The organism is Phyllobacterium sp. CCNWLW183 (assembly GCF_037203775.1).
GTDB lineage: Bacteria > Pseudomonadota > Alphaproteobacteria > Rhizobiales > Rhizobiaceae > Phyllobacterium > Phyllobacterium ifriqiyense.
Window position 1 is genome coordinate 384,229 of sequence record NZ_JBBCBN010000002.1, and the last position, 17,835, is coordinate 402,063.

Genomic DNA, 17,835 nt, shown 5'->3' on the forward strand with positions numbered 1-17,835 from the left:
AGGCGTTAACGCCAGCTGCCGTCTCGCCACATGGCCGCGAAGGCAGTGCCATAGTCGGGATAGCGGAATGTGAAACCCAAAGACTTGATGCGCTTGTTGGAAACACGCTTGTTCTCGCCATAAAATGAACGGGCCATCGGCGTCAGTTGCGCTGATTCAAAGTCAGACTCTTCCGGTGGCTCGACACCCATTAACTCGGCGGCATAGGCGACAACATCCTGGGGCGGAGCCGGTTCGTCATCGGTAATATTGAATATGCCACCCTGGTGGTGCATGCTGAGGAACTGAAGGGCACCGGCAATGTCATCCACATGAATGCGGTTGAAAACCTGACCGGTTTTGTTGAGACGCCGCGCTGTTCCATTGGTGAGATTGACAAAAGCATTACGCCCCGGTCCGTAAATTCCCGAAAGCCGCAATATTGCCAGCGGAACGCCGCGAGCATCTGCCAAAGCCTGCCAGCTATGCTCCGCATCGACACGCTCAACCGAACGCGTCGAAACCGGGCTGCAGGGCGTTGTTTCGTCCACCCAGGCACCGGCATGATTGCCATAGACGCCTACTGTCGATAGATAGCCGATCCATTGCAGCTTTGGCATGGCGCGACGGATCGTCTCTCCGAACAGCGCGATCACGGGATCGCCGGTTTTTGCTGGAGATGTTGAAATAACCAGATGAGTGATGGTTTCCAGCGCGTCTGCAATCTCCTGCGACGCGTGGGTGCCATGGAAAAGGAAAGGCGTGATACCTTCCTTGGTGAGTGCCGCCAACTTCGTTCCGTCACGCGTCGTCCCGCCAATAAACTCGGCTGTGGGAGCAATTGCTCTGGCAAAGGCGCGCGCTGAATAACCGGCACCAAACAGGAAAATCTTCATAGCTGATTGTTCGCGCCATTGTGCCATTCGGTCAAGACGCCAACGTCATTTTCCTTCACTGCGTGGATCAATCTGAGGTTTGAAAAGCTTTCTGCGTTCAGGAGCTGGCTCAAAGCCCACACTGCTGAACCGCGTACGAGCGGCGAAGGATCGGACAGATGCCGCTTAACCGGTTCTATCAAATCCGGATCATCGGAATTGCCACAGGCGTTCAATACATTTCGCAGGAAGCGATCGCGACCAATGCGCTTGATAGGTGAGCCTGAGAACAGGGTTCGGAATGTAGGGTCATCCAAGGTCAGCAGGTAAGCAAGAGAGGGCGAGCGAAGATCGTCGCGGGCACGCAGCTTGGACTCGCGTGCAGTTTCAGCAAATTTATTCCACGGACATACGGCAAGACAATCATCGCAACCATAGATACGGTTGCCCATCGCCTTGCGGAACTCGAGTGCGATCGGTTCTTTATGCTCGATAGTGAGATAGGAAATGCACCGGCGTGCGTCGAGCTGATAGGGAGCAGGAAAAGCCGAGGTCGGACAGGCGTCGAGACAGGCACGACATGAGCCGCAGTGATCGTGCTCTTTGGTGTCCGAAGGCAGCGCGGCTGTTGTGAAAATGGTGCCGAGAAAGAGCCAGGACCCATGCCTCCGGCTGACCAGATTGGTGTGCTTGCCTTGCCAGCCAAGCCCTGCGGCTTCTGCCAGTGGCTTCTCCATGACAGGTGCCGTATCAACGAACACTTTAAGATCTTCGCCAGTGGCCCGCGAGGCAAACCGGCTGGCTACGCCTTTCAACTTGCCCTTTATAATGTCGTGATAATCACGGTTCTGCGCGTAGACGGAAATCGCTGCCTTGTCTTTTTGCTCAAGGATAGTGAGTGGATTGCTGTCGGGGCCGTAATTCATGGCCAGAACAATGATCGAGCGAACTTCCGGCCAAAGAGCTTGCGGACTGCTTCGACGCTCCTCGGTTTCCCGCATCCATTCCATGCTTGCGTGACGCCCAAGCGACAAATATTCGCGCAGCCGCTCTTCAGCTTGTGGGATTGAGTCCGGACTAGTGATCGCGATGACATCGAAGCCAGCAGCCCGCGATTCTTCGATAATGAATTGTTTAAGCCGCTCTTGCTGATTTAGGTTCATTTGCATGACAACCGTGCATGAGAACTTAAATACCCTATAAGATCAAAAATCCAGATCACCATAGTGCGATGCAGGGGGCAAGCCGCGCACGCGGTCCGAAAGAAGCGGGCGGAAGGAGGGTCGGGACTTCATCCGGGTATACCAATCGCGTGCCGCACGATACTCGGCCCATTTTATCTCTCCAAGATAGTCTAGAATGGAGATGGAGGCCGCAGCAGCCATGTCTGCATAGGTCGGTGCAGGTCCAGCCAGCCAATTGCGTGTGGCGGTCAACCAGTCAATATATCTCATATGCTGGGTAATATTTGCCCGGGCGGCGCGGATGGCAGCGCTGTCAGGTGCGCCTCCACCCTGCTCGGCTGTCATATGCAACTTGAAGATGCGTTCACGCGCCATATGCCGTGTCACTTCATTTTCAAACTTGCTCAAGAACCAGTCAACAAGCCGGCGTACCTCTGCGCGATTGAGCGAGTCTTCCGGAAACAAACGACGGCTGCGTTTTAATGCGCCACGTGTTTCGTCAATATATTCGGCAATCACCGATGCCCCGGCCACAGGCACGTCACCTTCTGCAAGCAATACGGGCAATGTACCTGCGGGATTGAGCGACAGAAATTCCTTGCGGCGTGCCCAACTGTTTTCCTCGATCAACTGCACTTCAATGTCATATTCATTGAGGATCAGTCGCACATATCGCGAGCCGGTGGACATGGGATGATGAAAAAGCGTCAACATGGCAGATATTCTAAATCTTTCGAACTGGCATTTTGCGGGTCGGCATCGTATTGCGAACATGGCAGACACCGGGCCAATGCTATAGGCGCAACGGCGGCATGAGACAAGTAAACACGATTTAACAGGCGGGTTCTTATCGCTGAATAATTTCTTAAACGAGAATCGGTTAAGACAAAAATTGTGCAGTGTATTCAATTGTAGCGGTGCCCTTTTGGCGGGGCGGGAACCGCAATACGGATTAAGAAAGCGGTAAGCATAAACATGGAAACTCAGACAATTGTCGAAGCGCTTTTCTTGGGATTGCTGGAGGGGCTTACCGAATTCATCCCTGTTTCTTCGACAGGACACCTGCTGCTTGCAGGCCATTTTCTCGGTTTCGAGTCAAATGGTAAGACCTTCGAAGTGCTGATCCAGCTCGGTGCGATCCTTGCTATTCTGACTGTTTACTCCGCACGCCTTCTGAAAATAGCACGTGATTTGCCCAATGATCCGAAGGCCCGGCGTTTTGTAATCGGTGTGCTGATTGCATTTCTGCCCGCCGTTTTCATTGGCGTTCTTGCCCATGGGCTCATCAAGGCAATCCTGTTTGAATCGCCAATGCTGATTTGTACGATGCTGATACTGGGTGGGCTTATCCTTCTATGGGTGGATAGGCTCGACCTGAAGCCACGTTATACGGATGCGATGGATTTTCCATTGCCGCTCTATTTGAAAATCGGCCTTTTCCAGTGCTTTGCCATGATCCCCGGCACGTCGCGTTCTGGCTCGACCATTGTCGGAGCTTTGCTTTTGGGCGCTGATAAGCGTTCGGCGGCTGAGTTCTCGTTCTTTCTTGCTATGCCCACCATGGCAGGCGCTTTTGCCCTCGACCTTTTCAAGAACCGCAATATCCTGACATTTGATGATGTGACGTTGATCGGCGTCGGCTTCCTTGCGGCCTTCATCTCCGCCGTGCTCGTAGTGCGTTATCTGTTGGGTTACGTATCTCGCCACGGTTATGGTCTTTTTGCCTGGTGGCGGCTTGTTGTCGGTACGGTGGGCCTGGTCGCTTTGATATTGATGCGCTAAGTCGCTGCTTTTCCATAGACTGAAGACAGCCAATGGGCGGAATATTTCCGCCCGCCAGAGGTTTTTTGCAAAGTATAGATGAATTATTATTCACGTGATGAATTTTATTGACAGTCTCTTTTCTTTGAGATTAGTTACCCATGCTGGCATTCGAGGAGGAGTGCCGGTTTTCGCAAAGTAAAGTGGCTGCATTCGAAGCGCCGCGGACAAATGGGAGGGGCTTCGGCCTCGAGGAGGACACTTGCGTACTTTTTTGGGCACGACCGCGATGGCGGTCCTTGCAGCAACATTATTTGCATCGCCAGCCAAGGCTGAAACGGAATCGCCGTTTCGCTGCAAGCCGGGTGAAAAATATGTCATGAACGTCATGGTGTCGGGTGTCGAATACTGGTTCCCGGTTTACGAGATGTTCAAGCAGGCAGGCAAGCAGCTTGGCTGCGAGACGGCCTATACCGGAACACCGGAATATGACGTCAACAAGCAGATCGCCAGTTTTGATCAGGCATTGGCACAGAACCCGGCAGGCATTCTGGTTCACCCAATGAACTCGGATCCCTTCATCGAGCCAATCAACCGCGCTATCGGTCAGGGAACGGCAGTCGTGACATTTGCGGCGGACTCGCCATTGTCAAAACGCATATCGTTCATCACTTCGGATAATATTCGTGAAGGCACCTATGCGGCTGATGCCCTTGCCAACAAGCTTGGTGGCAAGGGCGAATATGCGGTGCTGGAAAATCCAGGTCAGGATAATCACGACAAGCGTGTAACGGCATTTGTTGACCGCATGAAGGAAAAGTGGCCGGATATGAAATTGGTTGGCCGCGCTGCCTCCAATCAGGACCCGACAAAAGCCTATCAAGGCTTGATGAGTATCGTGCAGGCCAATCCTAATCTTGGTGCAGTGTTCATGCCGGAGGCCAACTCGGCAATCGGAGCGGCTCAGGCAAATAAGGAAAGCGGCGGTAAAATCCTCGTCATGTGTGCGGACGTCAACGCCAATATTCTCGACATGATCAAAGCCGGTGAAGTCTTTGGCTCTATCAACCCCAATCAGGGCATGCAGGGCTATATGGGTTTCATGCTGCTCTGGTTGGCCAAGCATCCGGAACTGATCGATCCTATGAACGATGCCAAGCGGGCAGGGTTCAACCCGATGAGCATTCCATTCGTTGACAATGGTCTGTCCATCGTCACAGCGGAAAATGCGGATGATTTCTTCTGGGACAAGTACCTGAAGCGTCGCGGTACCAAAGGGATCGAGGAGTAGACTTCGCAATCCGCTATCCGGATTTGCAAAGTCCGGGTAGCGTCTTGTGAAGTATTGGGGAGGAGCGTCATCATGCCGAAGCCGGTTCTGGACATCCACAACGTCACAAAGCACTTCGGTGCGGTAAAGGCGTTGACGAATGTAAGTTTCAGCCTCCATCGCGGGGAAATTCACGCGATCTGCGGCGAAAACGGAGCCGGCAAATCGACGCTGATGAATATCATTGCCGGTGTGCTGCAACCGGATGAGGGTGAAATCCTCGTGGAAGGCGAGGCGGTGAAAATCGCCTCTCCTTCAATAGCCCAATCATTTGGTCTGGGGCTTGTGCACCAGGAAATCGCGCTTTGTCCTGATGCGAGCGTGGCGGAAAATATCTTCATGGCTGCGACGAGCCGCCAGCGATCGTTCCTGATGGACTATCGTAAATTGGAACGTAAGGCGCAGGAAGTCATGAACCGGCTTGCACCGATCGACGTGCGCCGAAAGGTTGCGGATCTGTCCATTTCCAGCCAACAGCTGGTGGAGATCGCCAAGGCTCTGACACTGGATTGCCGGGTACTGATCTTTGACGAACCAACAGCTGCATTGACCGAAGCCGAAACCCGCATATTGTTCGATATTATTCGGGATCTGAAAGCGAACGGCATTTCCATTATTTACATCAGTCATCGAATGGCTGAGATTTTCTCGCTCTGCGACCGTGTCACAGTTCTGCGCGACGGCCGATATGTGTCCACGGAGAGGGTGGCAGATGTGACGCCCGATGATGTTGTCCGCCGTATGGTGGGCCGTGAAATAACCCAGCTCTATCCGCCTAAACAGCAAAGCGCTGAGGTGTCAGGCGAGACAATCCTTTCGGTTCATGGCCTTGGTGACAGAAGCCGCTTCCTTGATATCAATATCGAGTTGAACAAAGGCGAGATACTAGGCATTGGCGGTCTGATCGGCTCTGGCCGCACGGAGATTGCCGAGGGCATTTGCGGTCTGCGGGCGATCACGGATGGCGAAATCCGCTTGCACTGTCAGGTACAGGCAATCAAGACTTACACGGATGCCGTAGAGGCTGGCATCGTCTATCTTTCCGAGGATCGCAAAGGTTCTGGCGTTTTCCTCGACATGTCGATCGCCCAGAATATTTCCGTTCTCAATCTCAAGGCGCTGACGGGACATCTGGGGCTGATTAATGCGCGGGGCGAAGCACAGCTTGCCCACGCATTCGCGCAGCGGCTGAATATTCGTATGGCCAACATTGACACGCCTGTATCAGCGCTCAGTGGCGGCAATCAGCAAAAGGTCGCGATTGCCAAACAGCTCGCGGTGCAACCGAAGGTCATCCTGATGGATGAGCCGACGCGCGGCATTGATGTCGGCGCAAAATCCGAAATTCACCTGTTGCTTCGCGATCTGGCAAGGTCCGGCATCGGAATCATTGTCATCTCGTCAGAGCTGCCGGAATTGCTTGGATTATGTGACCGGGTGCTGGTTATCCGGGAGGGAAAGATCGCGGGTGAACTCGGCGCAGATGAGATGACGGAGGAGGCGGTGATACGGCTGGCTTCCGGTGTCAATCAAAGCGAACAAACACGGTTGGCGACAGATCATGCTGCCTGAAAAGTCTATGGGAGAAAACAACATGGTGGCTGAAACAATCGGAGTAAGTGCTACGCGGACACCGTCCTGGAAAAGGCTGGGTTCAATGCGGGAAGCTGGGCTGATCGCGATCATTCTGGCGCTGTGCATTGCCATGAGCTTTGCTTCGCCGCATTTTCTGACGCTCGGCAATTTCCGCGCCATGCTGATGAGCTTTTCCGTTGAAGGCATTGTTGTGGTTGGCATGACAATTCTGCTCATCGTCGGCGGTATCGATCTGGCGGTGGGTTCCGTAGTCTGCTTCGCAATGGTGCTTTCAGGTTCGCTTTTCCTTGCGGGACTGGACCCGTGGAGCGCCTCTCTTATCGGTATTCTGGCAAGCAGTCTGATTGGCTGCGTGATGGGCTTCTTTGTTACCGTTGTCGGACTTAATCACTTCATCACTTCGCTCGCCGGAATGGTGATTGTACGTGGCCTTTGCCTTATAATCACCAAAGGAACGCCGCTCTCGCTCTTCACCCTACCCCCCGCGTTCAAGGCAATCGGGCAGGGCAGTTTTCACGGTGTGCCCTATGTCATCATTATTTTCGTGGCGGTGGTGGTGCTCTTCGATTTCCTCTTGCGTCGTTCGACTGCATTGCGAAAAGTTTTCTACACGGGAAGCAATGAAAAGGCCGCTCTTTACTCAGGCATCAGGACCAATCAGGTCAAGTTCTGGGTGACTGTTCTCTGTTCCACGCTCGCCGGGGTGGCAGGCGTCATCTATATGTCACGCTTCGGTGCGGCGACCCCTACATTCGGCGTCGGCATGGAGCTGAACATCATCGCAGCGGCTGTTATTGGCGGCGCGTCATTGAATGGCGGATCGGGAACAATTCTTGGTGCGATCCTCGGCATTGCCCTGCTTTCGGTGGTCACAAGCTCGCTGGTTCTGCTTAATGTATCGGTTTACTGGCAGGACATGATCAAGGGTTGCATTCTACTCGGCGCAGTATCCATTGACCACTTTTTGCACAAGCGTAAGGCTTCCTGATATGACTGTCGTCAGACTCAACGCAAAACTATCTCCAGCACCACGCGAGGAGATCGTCATTGCCAGGCAAATGCATCAGGCATTGGTGTTGCACTTCGTGGAAGGCCTGACACAAGCGCAGATCGCCGATCAGCTCGGCGTATCACAGCCGACAGTCAATCGCCTCATTAAGCGCGGGCGTCAGCTCGGACTGGTCGAAATCAAGATAAAGTCACCTGTTGAACCGCTCATCGATCTGGAAGAACGGTTGCTTGCGCTGGGGGGTATCAATCGGGCTGCCGTGGTGCCCACAGTGTCGGACAATCCGCAAACAGCATTGCAGGCGGTTGGTGAAGCGGCGGCTAGGTTGCTCCTGCAGCAGATTTCCGATGGCGATACAATCTGTATCACAGGCGGCAAGGGCGTCAGTGCCGTTGTTGCCGGGCTGCAGGTGCCGCGGCCGTTCAATATCGAGGTTGTGCCCGCAACTGGGTGTGTCCAGGGCAAGCATTACACTGATGTCAATCACGTTTCGACATTGTTGGCCGACAAGCTCGGCGGACGGGCTTATCAAATTCATGCGCCACTCTTTGCAGATACGGCGGCAGAACGATCGATGCTTATCAATATGCGGTCGGTCGCGGATGTTTTTAAGCGTGCGCGGGAAGCCAAAGTCGCAGTTGTCGGTATTGGCTCCATCCTGACCGATGATTCGAGCTATTATGACTTGCACCCATCGTCGAGTACCGACCGGGAAGCGATTGAGCGCTCCGGTGCAAGCTGCGAACTGCTGGCCCATCTGCTGGACGACCGGGGGCAGGTTTGCGGCTACAGCTTAAACGACTCCCTCGTTTCACTCACATTGAGTGAATTCGCCTCGATTCCAACAAAGATTGGCGTGGCGAGTGGGCCGAACAAGGCAAAGCCAATTCTCAGCATTATGCGCGGCAACCATCTGGATACGCTGGTGACGGATGAAGCAACGGGTATGCGTATTTTAGAAATTGCAGAGGCAGAAGGAAGCTGGGCATGAATAATGGGCAATTGATACGTGCCATTGGCAAGTCCGGTGTAAATGCCTCGGCTGTTGGCTTGGGGACATGGGCCATCGGCGGCTGGATGTGGGGTGGCACTGATGAAAATCAGTCCATAGCCGCAATACAGGCCTCCCTTGATGCCGGTGTCAGTTTAATCGACACAGCTCCCGCCTATGGCCTTGGGCGCTCGGAAGAGATCGTTGGCAGGGCGTTGAAGGGAAGGCGTGACAAGGCAATCATTGCCACCAAATGTGGGCTGGTCTGGCACACGCAGAAGGGACAGCATTTTTTCGATCAGGATGGAAAACCGGTTCATCGCTATCTCGGGCGCGATGCGATTTTCCACGAGATCGATGAGAGTCTCAAAAGGCTGGGTACCGATTATATAGATCTGTATATCACGCATTGGCAGGACCCGACGACACCCATCGAGGAGACCGTACAGGCACTGGAAGATTTGCGCAGTGCCGGCAAAATCCGCGCAATCGGCGCAAGTAATCTTAGCCAGAACGAACTCAAAGCCTATGTCGCAACCGGCTCGCTGGATGCCATACAGGAACGGTTCAGTATGATCGATCGCGAAATCGAGACGAATCTACTTCCGGTCACTCGAGAGCAAGGCGTATCTACACTGAGCTATTCTTCTCTGGCGCTTGGGCTCCTTGCCGGGACGATTGATCCGCATCGCGTGTTTTCGGGTGATGATCAACGTAAGGATAATCCCCGCTTTTCTACCAGTAATCGTTTGAAGGCCAAACAGTTTGCCGAGGCAATCCAGCCCGTAGCAGAAAAGCATCAGGCGAGTGTCGCCCAAGCGGTGATTGCATGGACGCTGGCACAACCCGGCGTGACATTTGCCCTGTGCGGTGCACGAAATCCGGAACAGGCTTTGGAAAATTCCAGAGCCGGAACAATAAGACTTGATGAGCAAGACCTTGCGGCCCTTGACGCGGCCATCGCAGTGAAACTGACAAATATGGACAGGTAACGGGCTGCATCATGAAGCGTGAAGAAGTATTTGACGGGCTTCGTCGGAGCCTGAAGGTGGACGTGTGTGTCATCGGCGGCGGAATAAATGGTCTCAGCGTGTTCCGCGAACTGGCGCTGCAGGGCATCAATGTTCTGCTTGTCGAGAGGAATGATTATTGTTCGGGCGCCAGCTCAGCTCTTTCGCGCATGGTTCATGGCGGTCTTCGCTATCTCGAAAACGGTGAATTCAATCTGGTGAAGGAATCACTGGTTGAACGCGACCGCCTGCTTCGCAACGCCCCACATATGGTCGCGCCCTTGCCTACGACCGTGCCGGTTTTCAGTTTATTCTCTGGCCTTGCCAACGGTGCTGTGCGTTTTCTTGGCCTGACCCGCAAACCAAGCAGGCGCGGCGCTCTCGCCATAAAGGCAGGCTTAAGCATTTATGATTTTCTGACACGCAAGCGCGCTTTGATGCCCAAACATCAATTTCGCGGGCGGCAAGCCAGTCTTGGCAAATGGCCAGCGCTCAACCCAGCCATCAAAAGTTCGGCGACCTATCACGATGCTTGGGTCAGCCATCCAGAGCGAATAGGAATTGAACTGCTCCAGGACGGCATGTCAGCCAATGCTTCGGCCCGTGCGGTCAATTATGCCGAACTTCGCCGGGATGCGTCGGGCGTTTTTGCTGTCCATGACCATATCAGCGGAGCCGCCATAACCATAAAGCCAGACCTGATTGTCAATGCGACGGGCGGCTGGATAGATATGGCCAACGCCACATTGTTTCCAAAAAATGCCTTGTCTGCGCCGCTCATGGGCGGCACCAAGGGATCTCACCTCATCATCGACAATGCCGAGCTTCTGAAAGCCCTTGATGGCCATATGATCTATTACGAGAATGAGGATGGCCGCGTCTGCATTCTCTTTCCCTATCTTGGTAAGGTGCTGGTTGGCTCTACGGATATTCGGGTTGATAACCCGGAGAATGTCACCTGCACCCCGGAGGAACGAGACTACATTCTGCAATCCTTGGCCTTCGTGCTGCCGGCAATCAAGATAAGGCCGGAAGAAATCGTCTATCAGTTTTCCGGCGTGCGTCCGCTGCCTGCGAGCAAGGATCAGTTTACGGGGCGCATCCCGCGAGATCATTTTTGCACTTTTGTCGAGCACGACAACAGCGGCCCGCCTGTCCTTTGCATGATCGGCGGCAAGTGGACAACGTTCCGTTCCTTTGGCGAACTGGCTGCCAATATGGCTCTGTCCAAACTTGGCCGTGAGCGACGAGTGGCTACAGAGGATCGCGCCATTGGCGGAGGCCGGGCTTTCCCGGCGAATAGTGATGAATGGATATCGCGTGTCGCTGCCCTGACCGGCCTTGAGGAACAGCGTATTGATCAATTGTTCCAACGATATGGAACAGATGCTGAAGGGCTCGCACAATTCATTGCTGCGGGGAACGATGAAGCAATGCCGCATCCAGGCTACTCAAGGCGCGAGATTCTGTTCCTGATCAGAAACGAAGCGGTTGAGCATTTGGACGACATCCTGCTGCGGCGCACCACCTTGGCGATCAGCGGAGAGCTTTCACTATCGATGACAGACGCGGTTCTGGGCCTGCTCGCCGCTGAAAAGGAATGGTCTGTTGCACGCCGCAATGATGAGCGAGCGAAGTTTTTATGCCTGCTCTCAGAGCGGCATGGCGCTGATATCGCCGCACAAAGCGCACGAAATGAAGAAGGAGACTATCATGAGAAACAACAGCAAGGTTCGGATGAACCGTCTTTTCGGCAAGGGGCGCTGCCTCGACGTGGCGATCGATCACGGAGTGTGCAATGAGCCGACCTTCCTGAATGGTCTGGAGGATATGGAATCTGTCGTGAAGGCATTGGTTGCTGCAGCTCCAGACGCCATACAGATGAATTACGGCCAAGCCGATCTTTTGCAAAACGTGGACGGGAAAGATAAGCCCGCATTGGTCATGCGTATCGACATGGGCAATCCTTACAACCCGTTTCGTCACCGCAATATGTGGGCGGTTTTGCAGAATGAAGCCGAGCCACTGATTGGCGCGATCGAAATGGATGCAGCCTGCGTCGTCGTCAATCTGTTCATGCTGCCCGATGAGCCGGACCTGTTTCGGCAATGTGTTCAAAACATTTCACGTGTGCGCGCCGATTGCGACAAATACGGGTTGCCATTGATGATTGAGCCGCTGGTCATGCAGCCGGTCACCGAGCGGGGAGGCTATATGGTTGATGGCGATGCGGATAAGATCGTAACGCTGACACGGCTTGCCCGCGAGATGGGGGCCGATATCGTCAAGGCTGATCCGACAACCAATGCAGAGGATTTTCATCGCGTTGTTGAAGCCGCCCGCTGCCCGGTTCTTGTGCGCGGTGGCGGCAAAGAAGACTTGAAGAACGTGTTCGTCAAATCGGCAGCTTTAATGCAGCAGGGCGCGATGGGTATGGTCTATGGCCGCAATATCTACCAGCATGCAAATCCGGGGGCTGTGGTTCGTGGACTAATGGCCATAATCCATGACGATGCCAGCGGCGAGGATGCCTACGCGCTTTATCAAGAGGGCTGAGCATAAGCATAGAACCTGAGGAGGGGTTCCGGATGGGAGAATATCTATTAGGGCTCGATGCTGGCAACACGATCATCAAGGCGGTGATCTTTGACAGGCAAGGCCGTGAAATCGCTTCAGCTGCACAGGAAGGGCACAGTGCGATGCCCTTTCCCGGGCATGTGGAGCGGGGTCTCGGGGAACTTTGGGAGAATGCCAAGCTTGTCATCAGAACCTGCATCGAACAGGCCGGGATCGAGCCTGAAGATATCGCAGCAATCGGCTGTGCGGGACATGGCAATGGGCTTTATACGCTGGATCATTCCGGTGAACCATTGTTTGCAATCCAGTCGCTGGACACACGTGCAGCACCACTTGTCGAGTCATTATTGGCTGAAGGCGTCGGAGATCGCACCTATCCGATAGGTTTGCAACGTCCCTGGCCATCCCAAACCCCAACCCTGCTGGCGTGGATCAAGCGTAATCGACCGGAAACCTTTCGTAAGATCGGGACAGTGTTTCTGTGCAAGGATTTCGTGGTCAATCGCTTGACGGGTGCGCGGGTCAGTGAAGTGTCCGACATGACCGGCTGCGGATTGTTGAATGTTGCCGAACGCCGCTATGACCAAGACCTTCTGGACGCGTTCGGTTTGGGCGACTGCATGGACATGCTGCCGCCTTTGATCGAAAGTGCGGACATTGCGGGAACGGTCACGGCGAAGGCGGCTGCTGAAACCGGATTGGCCGCTGGAACGCCAGTCATTGGCGGATTCTTTGACGTGATCGCTTCCGCCATCGGGTCCGGGGTCACGCGCACGGGTGCCGCTTCCATCATTGCTGGAACATGGAGTATTAACCAGGTGATCATTGATCGCCCGCGCCTGGAAGGCCCGGTGTTCATGTCATCGACCTTTGATCGCGATCGCTATATGGCGATTGAATCGAGTGCTACTTCAGCAGCCAATCTTGAATGGCTGGTGCGTGAATTCTTCCATGGCGAGCAGCCGGATGGTCAATCACCATTCGATGTCTGCTGCGAATTGGCATCATCAATTGAGCCAGCGGCAAATGATCCAATCTACCATCCCTTTCTTTATGGCGCGCAACAGGACGGTAATGCGCGGGCGGGTTTCTACGGTGTTGCAGGCTGGCATACAAAAGGCCATATGGTTCGAGCATTGCTGGAAGGCGTAGCTTTCGGCCATCGCCAGCACATCGAAATGATGCGCGCCGCCGGAGCGAGCTTCAACGAGGCCGTGCTCTCCGGTGGCGGTTCGCGCAGCTTGATCTGGCCGCAAATATTCGCCGATGTGCTGGGTTTGCCTGTATCCATTGCCCGCTCAAGCCAGACGGGTGCGCTGGGGGCTGCCATCGCGGCAGGAACGGGAATTGGCATATTCGCAGATTTTTCTGCTGGTGCTGAAGCAATGGTCACCAGTGAGCGGCACTACAAGCCCGATGCAAAACGAGCAAAGCATTATGAACGTCGCTACCAATTATACCTCGAGATTGCCGCAGCTATGGCTCCAATCTGGCGGCAAATGGCGGAAAGCGATGCAGTCGCGACCGAGGTGGCAGCGTGAATATGCATCGCAGCGAGCAAGCCTTCGATGAGGGCGTCTACGACTTTATCATCGTCGGGGCTGGTTCGGCGGGGTGCGTTCTTGCCAACAGGCTTTCTGCCAATCCAAAGCATCGCGTTCTCTTGCTTGAGGCTGGCGGAAACGACCGATACCACTGGATACACGTGCCAATCGGCTATCTCTTTTGCATGGGGAATCCCAGAACCGACTGGATGATGAAGACCGCTGCTGAAGCAGGTTTGAATGGCCGGACGCTACCCTATCCACGCGGCAAGGTGCTGGGTGGCTGTTCGTCGATCAATGGCATGATTTATATGCGCGGACAGGCAGCCGATTACGATGGCTGGCGTCAGGCAGGCAATACTGGCTGGGGCTGGGATGACGTGCTGCCCTATTTTCTCAAGTCTGAAGACAATTATCGTGGAAAGTCCGCCTTGCATGGAGCTGGCGGTGAATGGCGGGTGGAACGTCAAAGATTATCCTGGCCCATTCTCGATGCATTTCGGGATGCGGCGGAAGAGCTTGGCATTCCCAAAACGGAAGATTTTAATACCGGCGATAATGAGGGCTCGGGCTATTTCGAAGTTAATCAGCGTGGCGGCTTACGCTGGAATACCACCAAGGCGTTTCTTCGCCCTGCCATGAAGCGACGCAACTTGCGGGTCGTGACCGGGGCAGAAGTGGAGCGGGTGGAATTCGAAGGCAAGCGGGCCGTGCGGATCGGTTATCGTTTGCAGGGCCGAGCCTGCATTGCACGCGCTTCGGGCGAAATTATTCTGTCGGCAGGCGCAATCAACTCTCCGAAAATCCTGGAACTGTCCGGCATCGGAAACCCTGCCATTTTGAAAGATGCAGGCGCTGCGCCCTTGCACGATCTGCCTGGGGTGGGTGAAAATCTGCAGGACCATCTTCAAATCAGGACAGTGTTTCGCATCGAAGGTGCGCGAACATTGAACCAACTTTATCACAATCTCTTCTCGCGGGCTGCCATGGGGTTCGAATATGCGCTACGCCGCTCAGGACCTTTGTCCATGGCCCCGAGTCAGCTCGGCATTTTTGCAAAAAGCGATCCCGGACTCCTAACGCCTGATATTGAATACCACGTGCAACCGCTCAGCACAGATCGGCTGGGCGAACCTCTGCATCGCTATCCCGCTGTTACCATCTCGGTTTGCAATTTGCGGCCAGAAAGCAGAGGTACAGTCCATATAAGCAAGGCTGATTCCAGCCTTCCACCCAATATCAAGCCGAACTACCTGTCGACGGTGGGCGACAGGCTGCTTGCAGCCCGGTCAATTCGTCATGCCCGAAATCTGATGGCGACCAAGGCTGCAATGAAATACCACCCACAGGAAATGCTGCCTGGAACGCAATATCAAAGCGATGACGAGTTAATTCATCGCGCAGGTGATATTGCGACGACGATTTTTCATCCGGTGGGTACGTGCCGGATGGGCAGTGACAATATGGCGGTCGTCAATACGGACTTGCAGGTGCATGGGCTGGAAAGGTTGCGGATTGTGGATGCATCGGTGATGCCATCCATCGTCTCTGGCAATACAAACTCGCCGGTTATCATGATCGCAGAAAAAGCTGCTGACCTAATTCTGGCAGCAGCCCGCTAGGGCAAACTTTGCTCTAATCAAGCAGGCTTCTGGCTGGAATACTGACCCTGCACGCGGAAGCGCCAAAGATATGACGGCAAAATCGTCTCAATGGTTTGCGGACGAATGCCGAGGCCTTCAAGCGTGCGCCCTTCTGCCTTTGCTTGTTCGGAAACGACATTGTCATTTCTAAGCTGGATCACCTGATCGGAAGTAATCATCGGCTTTGGCAATAGCCCAAGGATCGAGCCTTGTATGGATGCTACCCAGAATGGAATGGGGAGGAATGCCCGCTTGCGGCCAATAACACGGAGCATTTCTTCCATGCACTGGCGGAACGTCAGAACTTCTCCGCCGCCTAATTCGTAAATTCTGCCCTGCTGCAAGGCACCGTCGACAGAACGCGCGATCACCTCGGCCACATCGCCGACATAAACCGGTTGAAACTTTGTATGACCACCGCCGACCAACGGCAGGAACGGGGATATGCGCGCCATGCCCGCAAACTTGTTGAAGAATCCATCCTCCGGTCCAAAAATAACGGACGGGCGGATAATATACGCCTCCGGCAGAATTTTCAGAACGGCTTCTTCAGCGCGCCCTTTCGTACTGGCATATGCGGATTGCGATTGCGAATGAGCACCCAGCGCCGACATATGGGTGAGGGGAACGCCTGCTGCACGGGCAGCTTCAGCAACAGCACGCGCGCCAAAATCATGTACCGTGCTGAAACGCTGGCTGCCCCCCTCATAAAGGATGCCAACCAGATTGATGACATGGTCAGAACCGGCGACTGCGCGATCCACCGACCAACGGTAGCGCAGATTGGCTTGAACTGCCTGAATTTGACCAACGCCACCCAATGGCTGCAGATGAAATGCAAGATCAGGGCGTCGAACCGCGACCCGAACCCGGTAGCCGCGTTTGGCGAGCGCGCGAACCACGTGACGACCGACAAAGCCAGAGCCTCCAAAAACAGTAACCAGTTTTGGTTTGGTGATTGTCATTGAACTCTCCTGAGCAGTCAAAACGTACAACAGCTATTTCTATGCTGTTTAATGCGTTTTGATGTCGACGCAAAGGCCTGTTGTCTCACGAATCTCGCGGCGCGTTGCCGCGCTTTGAACCATATAGATCGTCAGGCCGACATGCGCAGCATGATTTCGGCGTTTAAAAGAATGCGCTCATTTGCCGGTAATACTGTTTTGGTGTCACGCGTTTCGCCGAGCTTCTGAAACATCAATTCGACCGCCAGCCGACCGATTTCCTTATGGTTTTGCGCAACAGTGGTGAGCGGCGGGCACATATAACGAGCAAAGGGCTGGTCATCGTGCCCTGCCAAGCGAAGGTCATCATTCTGACGCCGGCCAATCTTCAGTCCCGCTTGATAGGCCGCGGCCGAAAGGCCTGCCGCTATGCGGTCATTGCCGCATAGCACGGTCTTGGTCGGAAAAGATCCGTTTCGCAGGATTCGAACAGCGGCATCAAAGGCGAATTTTTCAAGGTTCCATGTGTTTTCTGGATCTACGGGCACAAAAAGCGGCTCCAAGCCCAGATCATCCATTGCCGCGACATAGGCGCTCCTGCGACCCTGCACATTATTGTTAAGCGGCGGCATGCCAAAATAACATGGAGCGTCGCCTGATCTGGTTAGATAATCCACGATGAGCTTGACGCTCTGCCTGTTATCGGTTCCCACGAAGGGGGACGTATCATCAAGCGAGGAGTCAATATACACAATGGGTACTGACTCAGCGGCTTTTGCCAGTTTTTCCTGATGTGATGACGAGCCGAGCGCGCCTATGATAACGCCAGCTACATTCATGGATTGGAATGTTTCAAGCGCGCGCTGCTCAAGCTCCGGTCGTCCTTCGGAGCTTTGCATGAAAACCATATAGCCTGCCAAACCCGCCAAATCCTGTATGCGACGTGTCAGCGACATATAGAATGGATCGTTGGAATTAGGCACGATCACGCCAAGAATATGCGTTCTTCGATTGCTGGCAAAAAGGTTGGGCTTGTAACCGGAGCGAAGGATCGCGGCTTCGACAATTTTGCGCGTGCTTTTGCGGACAGACGATGGATCGTTAAAGTATTTCGACACTGTCGGGCGCGAAAGACCAGCAAATTCGGAAAAGTCTTCCATAGTTTTGATGTCTTTGGGCATCGGTTAAATTCCTTTTTGGACCACAGGCAATCCGAAAAAAAGAATTGCAGGCTGAGTCCTGATAAATGAATGAGGTCAAAACTGTGCAACTTTCAGTTGCACAAATATTCGTAAAAGTAGCAATTAAGCGTATAGTGAGATGATATTCATTTGCTAAAGATCTAATGTTAATTCATTGATTGCAAAAAACCATATAAATACTTTTCCGGCC

Annotated in this window: 15 protein-coding genes; 10 read left to right on the forward strand and 5 right to left on the reverse strand. The window is 53.9% G+C overall.

Going from position 1 to position 17,835, the window contains the following annotated elements; genetic code table 11:
• Positions 1 to 5: 5 nt before the first annotated feature.
• Genes V9K95_RS07685 through V9K95_RS07695 form a run of 3 tightly spaced genes read right to left on the reverse strand, consistent with a single transcriptional unit; the run spans position 6 to position 2,752 of the window.
• Positions 6 to 875 (reverse strand): SDR family NAD(P)-dependent oxidoreductase, encoded by an 870-nt coding sequence (locus tag V9K95_RS07685; protein ID WP_307286307.1) that lies wholly within the window; start codon positions 873 to 875, stop codon positions 6 to 8.
• Positions 872 to 2,023, reverse strand: coding sequence for a tRNA epoxyqueuosine(34) reductase QueG (gene queG, locus V9K95_RS07690; protein WP_336440259.1), 1,152 nt, complete (start codon positions 2,021 to 2,023; stop codon positions 872 to 874). The genes V9K95_RS07685 and queG overlap by 4 nt, the downstream gene beginning before the upstream one ends.
• Before the next feature lie 36 nt (positions 2,024 to 2,059).
• A complete protein-coding gene (locus tag V9K95_RS07695) occupies positions 2,060 to 2,752 on the reverse strand; it encodes a glutathione S-transferase family protein (RefSeq protein WP_115054588.1) in 693 nt (230 codons plus the stop codon).
• A 261-nt stretch (positions 2,753 to 3,013) separates the two neighbouring features.
• On the opposite strand from V9K95_RS07695, the gene V9K95_RS07700 reads away from it, so the two are divergent.
• From V9K95_RS07700 to V9K95_RS07745, 10 genes are all read left to right on the forward strand, one after another.
• Positions 3,014 to 3,820 carry an undecaprenyl-diphosphate phosphatase gene (locus tag V9K95_RS07700; RefSeq protein ID WP_307281727.1) on the forward strand — a complete coding sequence of 269 codons (807 nt, stop codon included), beginning with the start codon at positions 3,014 to 3,016 and terminating at the stop codon, positions 3,818 to 3,820.
• A gap of 241 nt (positions 3,821 to 4,061) precedes the next feature.
• Entirely contained in the window at positions 4,062 to 5,090 is a 1,029-nt protein-coding gene (locus V9K95_RS07705; RefSeq protein WP_336440258.1) for a substrate-binding domain-containing protein, read from the forward strand.
• 72 nt (positions 5,091 to 5,162) lie between these two features.
• Positions 5,163 to 6,701: a sugar ABC transporter ATP-binding protein gene (locus V9K95_RS07710; protein ID WP_336440257.1), complete on the forward strand. Its 1,539-nt coding sequence runs from the start codon at positions 5,163 to 5,165 to the stop codon at positions 6,699 to 6,701.
• Between the two features lie 22 nt (positions 6,702 to 6,723).
• Positions 6,724 to 7,713, forward strand: coding sequence for an ABC transporter permease (locus V9K95_RS07715; protein WP_336440256.1), 990 nt, complete (start codon positions 6,724 to 6,726; stop codon positions 7,711 to 7,713).
• Between the two features lies 1 nt (position 7,714).
• Complete coding sequence (locus V9K95_RS07720) at positions 7,715 to 8,725, forward strand: sugar-binding transcriptional regulator (protein WP_336440255.1); 1,011 nt, start codon at positions 7,715 to 7,717, stop codon at positions 8,723 to 8,725.
• A complete protein-coding gene (locus tag V9K95_RS07725; RefSeq protein ID WP_336440254.1) occupies positions 8,722 to 9,717 on the forward strand; it encodes an aldo/keto reductase in 996 nt (331 codons plus the stop codon). Before V9K95_RS07720 ends, V9K95_RS07725 begins: the two co-directional genes overlap by 4 nt.
• An 11-nt stretch (positions 9,718 to 9,728) precedes the next feature.
• Positions 9,729 to 11,537 (forward strand): glycerol-3-phosphate dehydrogenase/oxidase, encoded by a 1,809-nt coding sequence (locus V9K95_RS07730; protein WP_336440253.1) that lies wholly within the window; start codon positions 9,729 to 9,731, stop codon positions 11,535 to 11,537.
• A complete protein-coding gene (locus V9K95_RS07735; RefSeq protein WP_115054595.1) occupies positions 11,449 to 12,291 on the forward strand; it encodes a class I fructose-bisphosphate aldolase in 843 nt (280 codons plus the stop codon). Before V9K95_RS07730 ends, V9K95_RS07735 begins: the two co-directional genes overlap by 89 nt.
• Before the next feature lie 32 nt (positions 12,292 to 12,323).
• Entirely contained in the window at positions 12,324 to 13,853 is a 1,530-nt protein-coding gene (locus V9K95_RS07740) for an FGGY-family carbohydrate kinase (protein ID WP_307281747.1), read from the forward strand.
• Positions 13,854 to 13,855: 2 nt separating this feature from the next.
• Positions 13,856 to 15,478, forward strand: a complete 1,623-nt coding sequence (locus tag V9K95_RS07745) for a GMC family oxidoreductase (RefSeq protein WP_336440489.1) — start codon at positions 13,856 to 13,858, stop codon at positions 15,476 to 15,478.
• A gap of 17 nt (positions 15,479 to 15,495) precedes the next feature.
• Here V9K95_RS07745 and V9K95_RS07750 read toward each other — a convergent pair whose 3' ends face one another.
• Together V9K95_RS07750 and V9K95_RS07755 are read right to left on the reverse strand one after the other, a co-directional pair.
• Positions 15,496 to 16,464 carry a complex I NDUFA9 subunit family protein gene (locus tag V9K95_RS07750; RefSeq protein ID WP_115054598.1) on the reverse strand — a complete coding sequence of 323 codons (969 nt, stop codon included), beginning with the start codon at positions 16,462 to 16,464 and terminating at the stop codon, positions 15,496 to 15,498.
• Positions 16,465 to 16,595: 131 nt separating this feature from the next.
• Positions 16,596 to 17,624, reverse strand: coding sequence for a substrate-binding domain-containing protein (locus tag V9K95_RS07755; RefSeq protein ID WP_115054599.1), 1,029 nt, complete (start codon positions 17,622 to 17,624; stop codon positions 16,596 to 16,598).
• Positions 17,625 to 17,835: the final 211 nt, after the last annotated feature.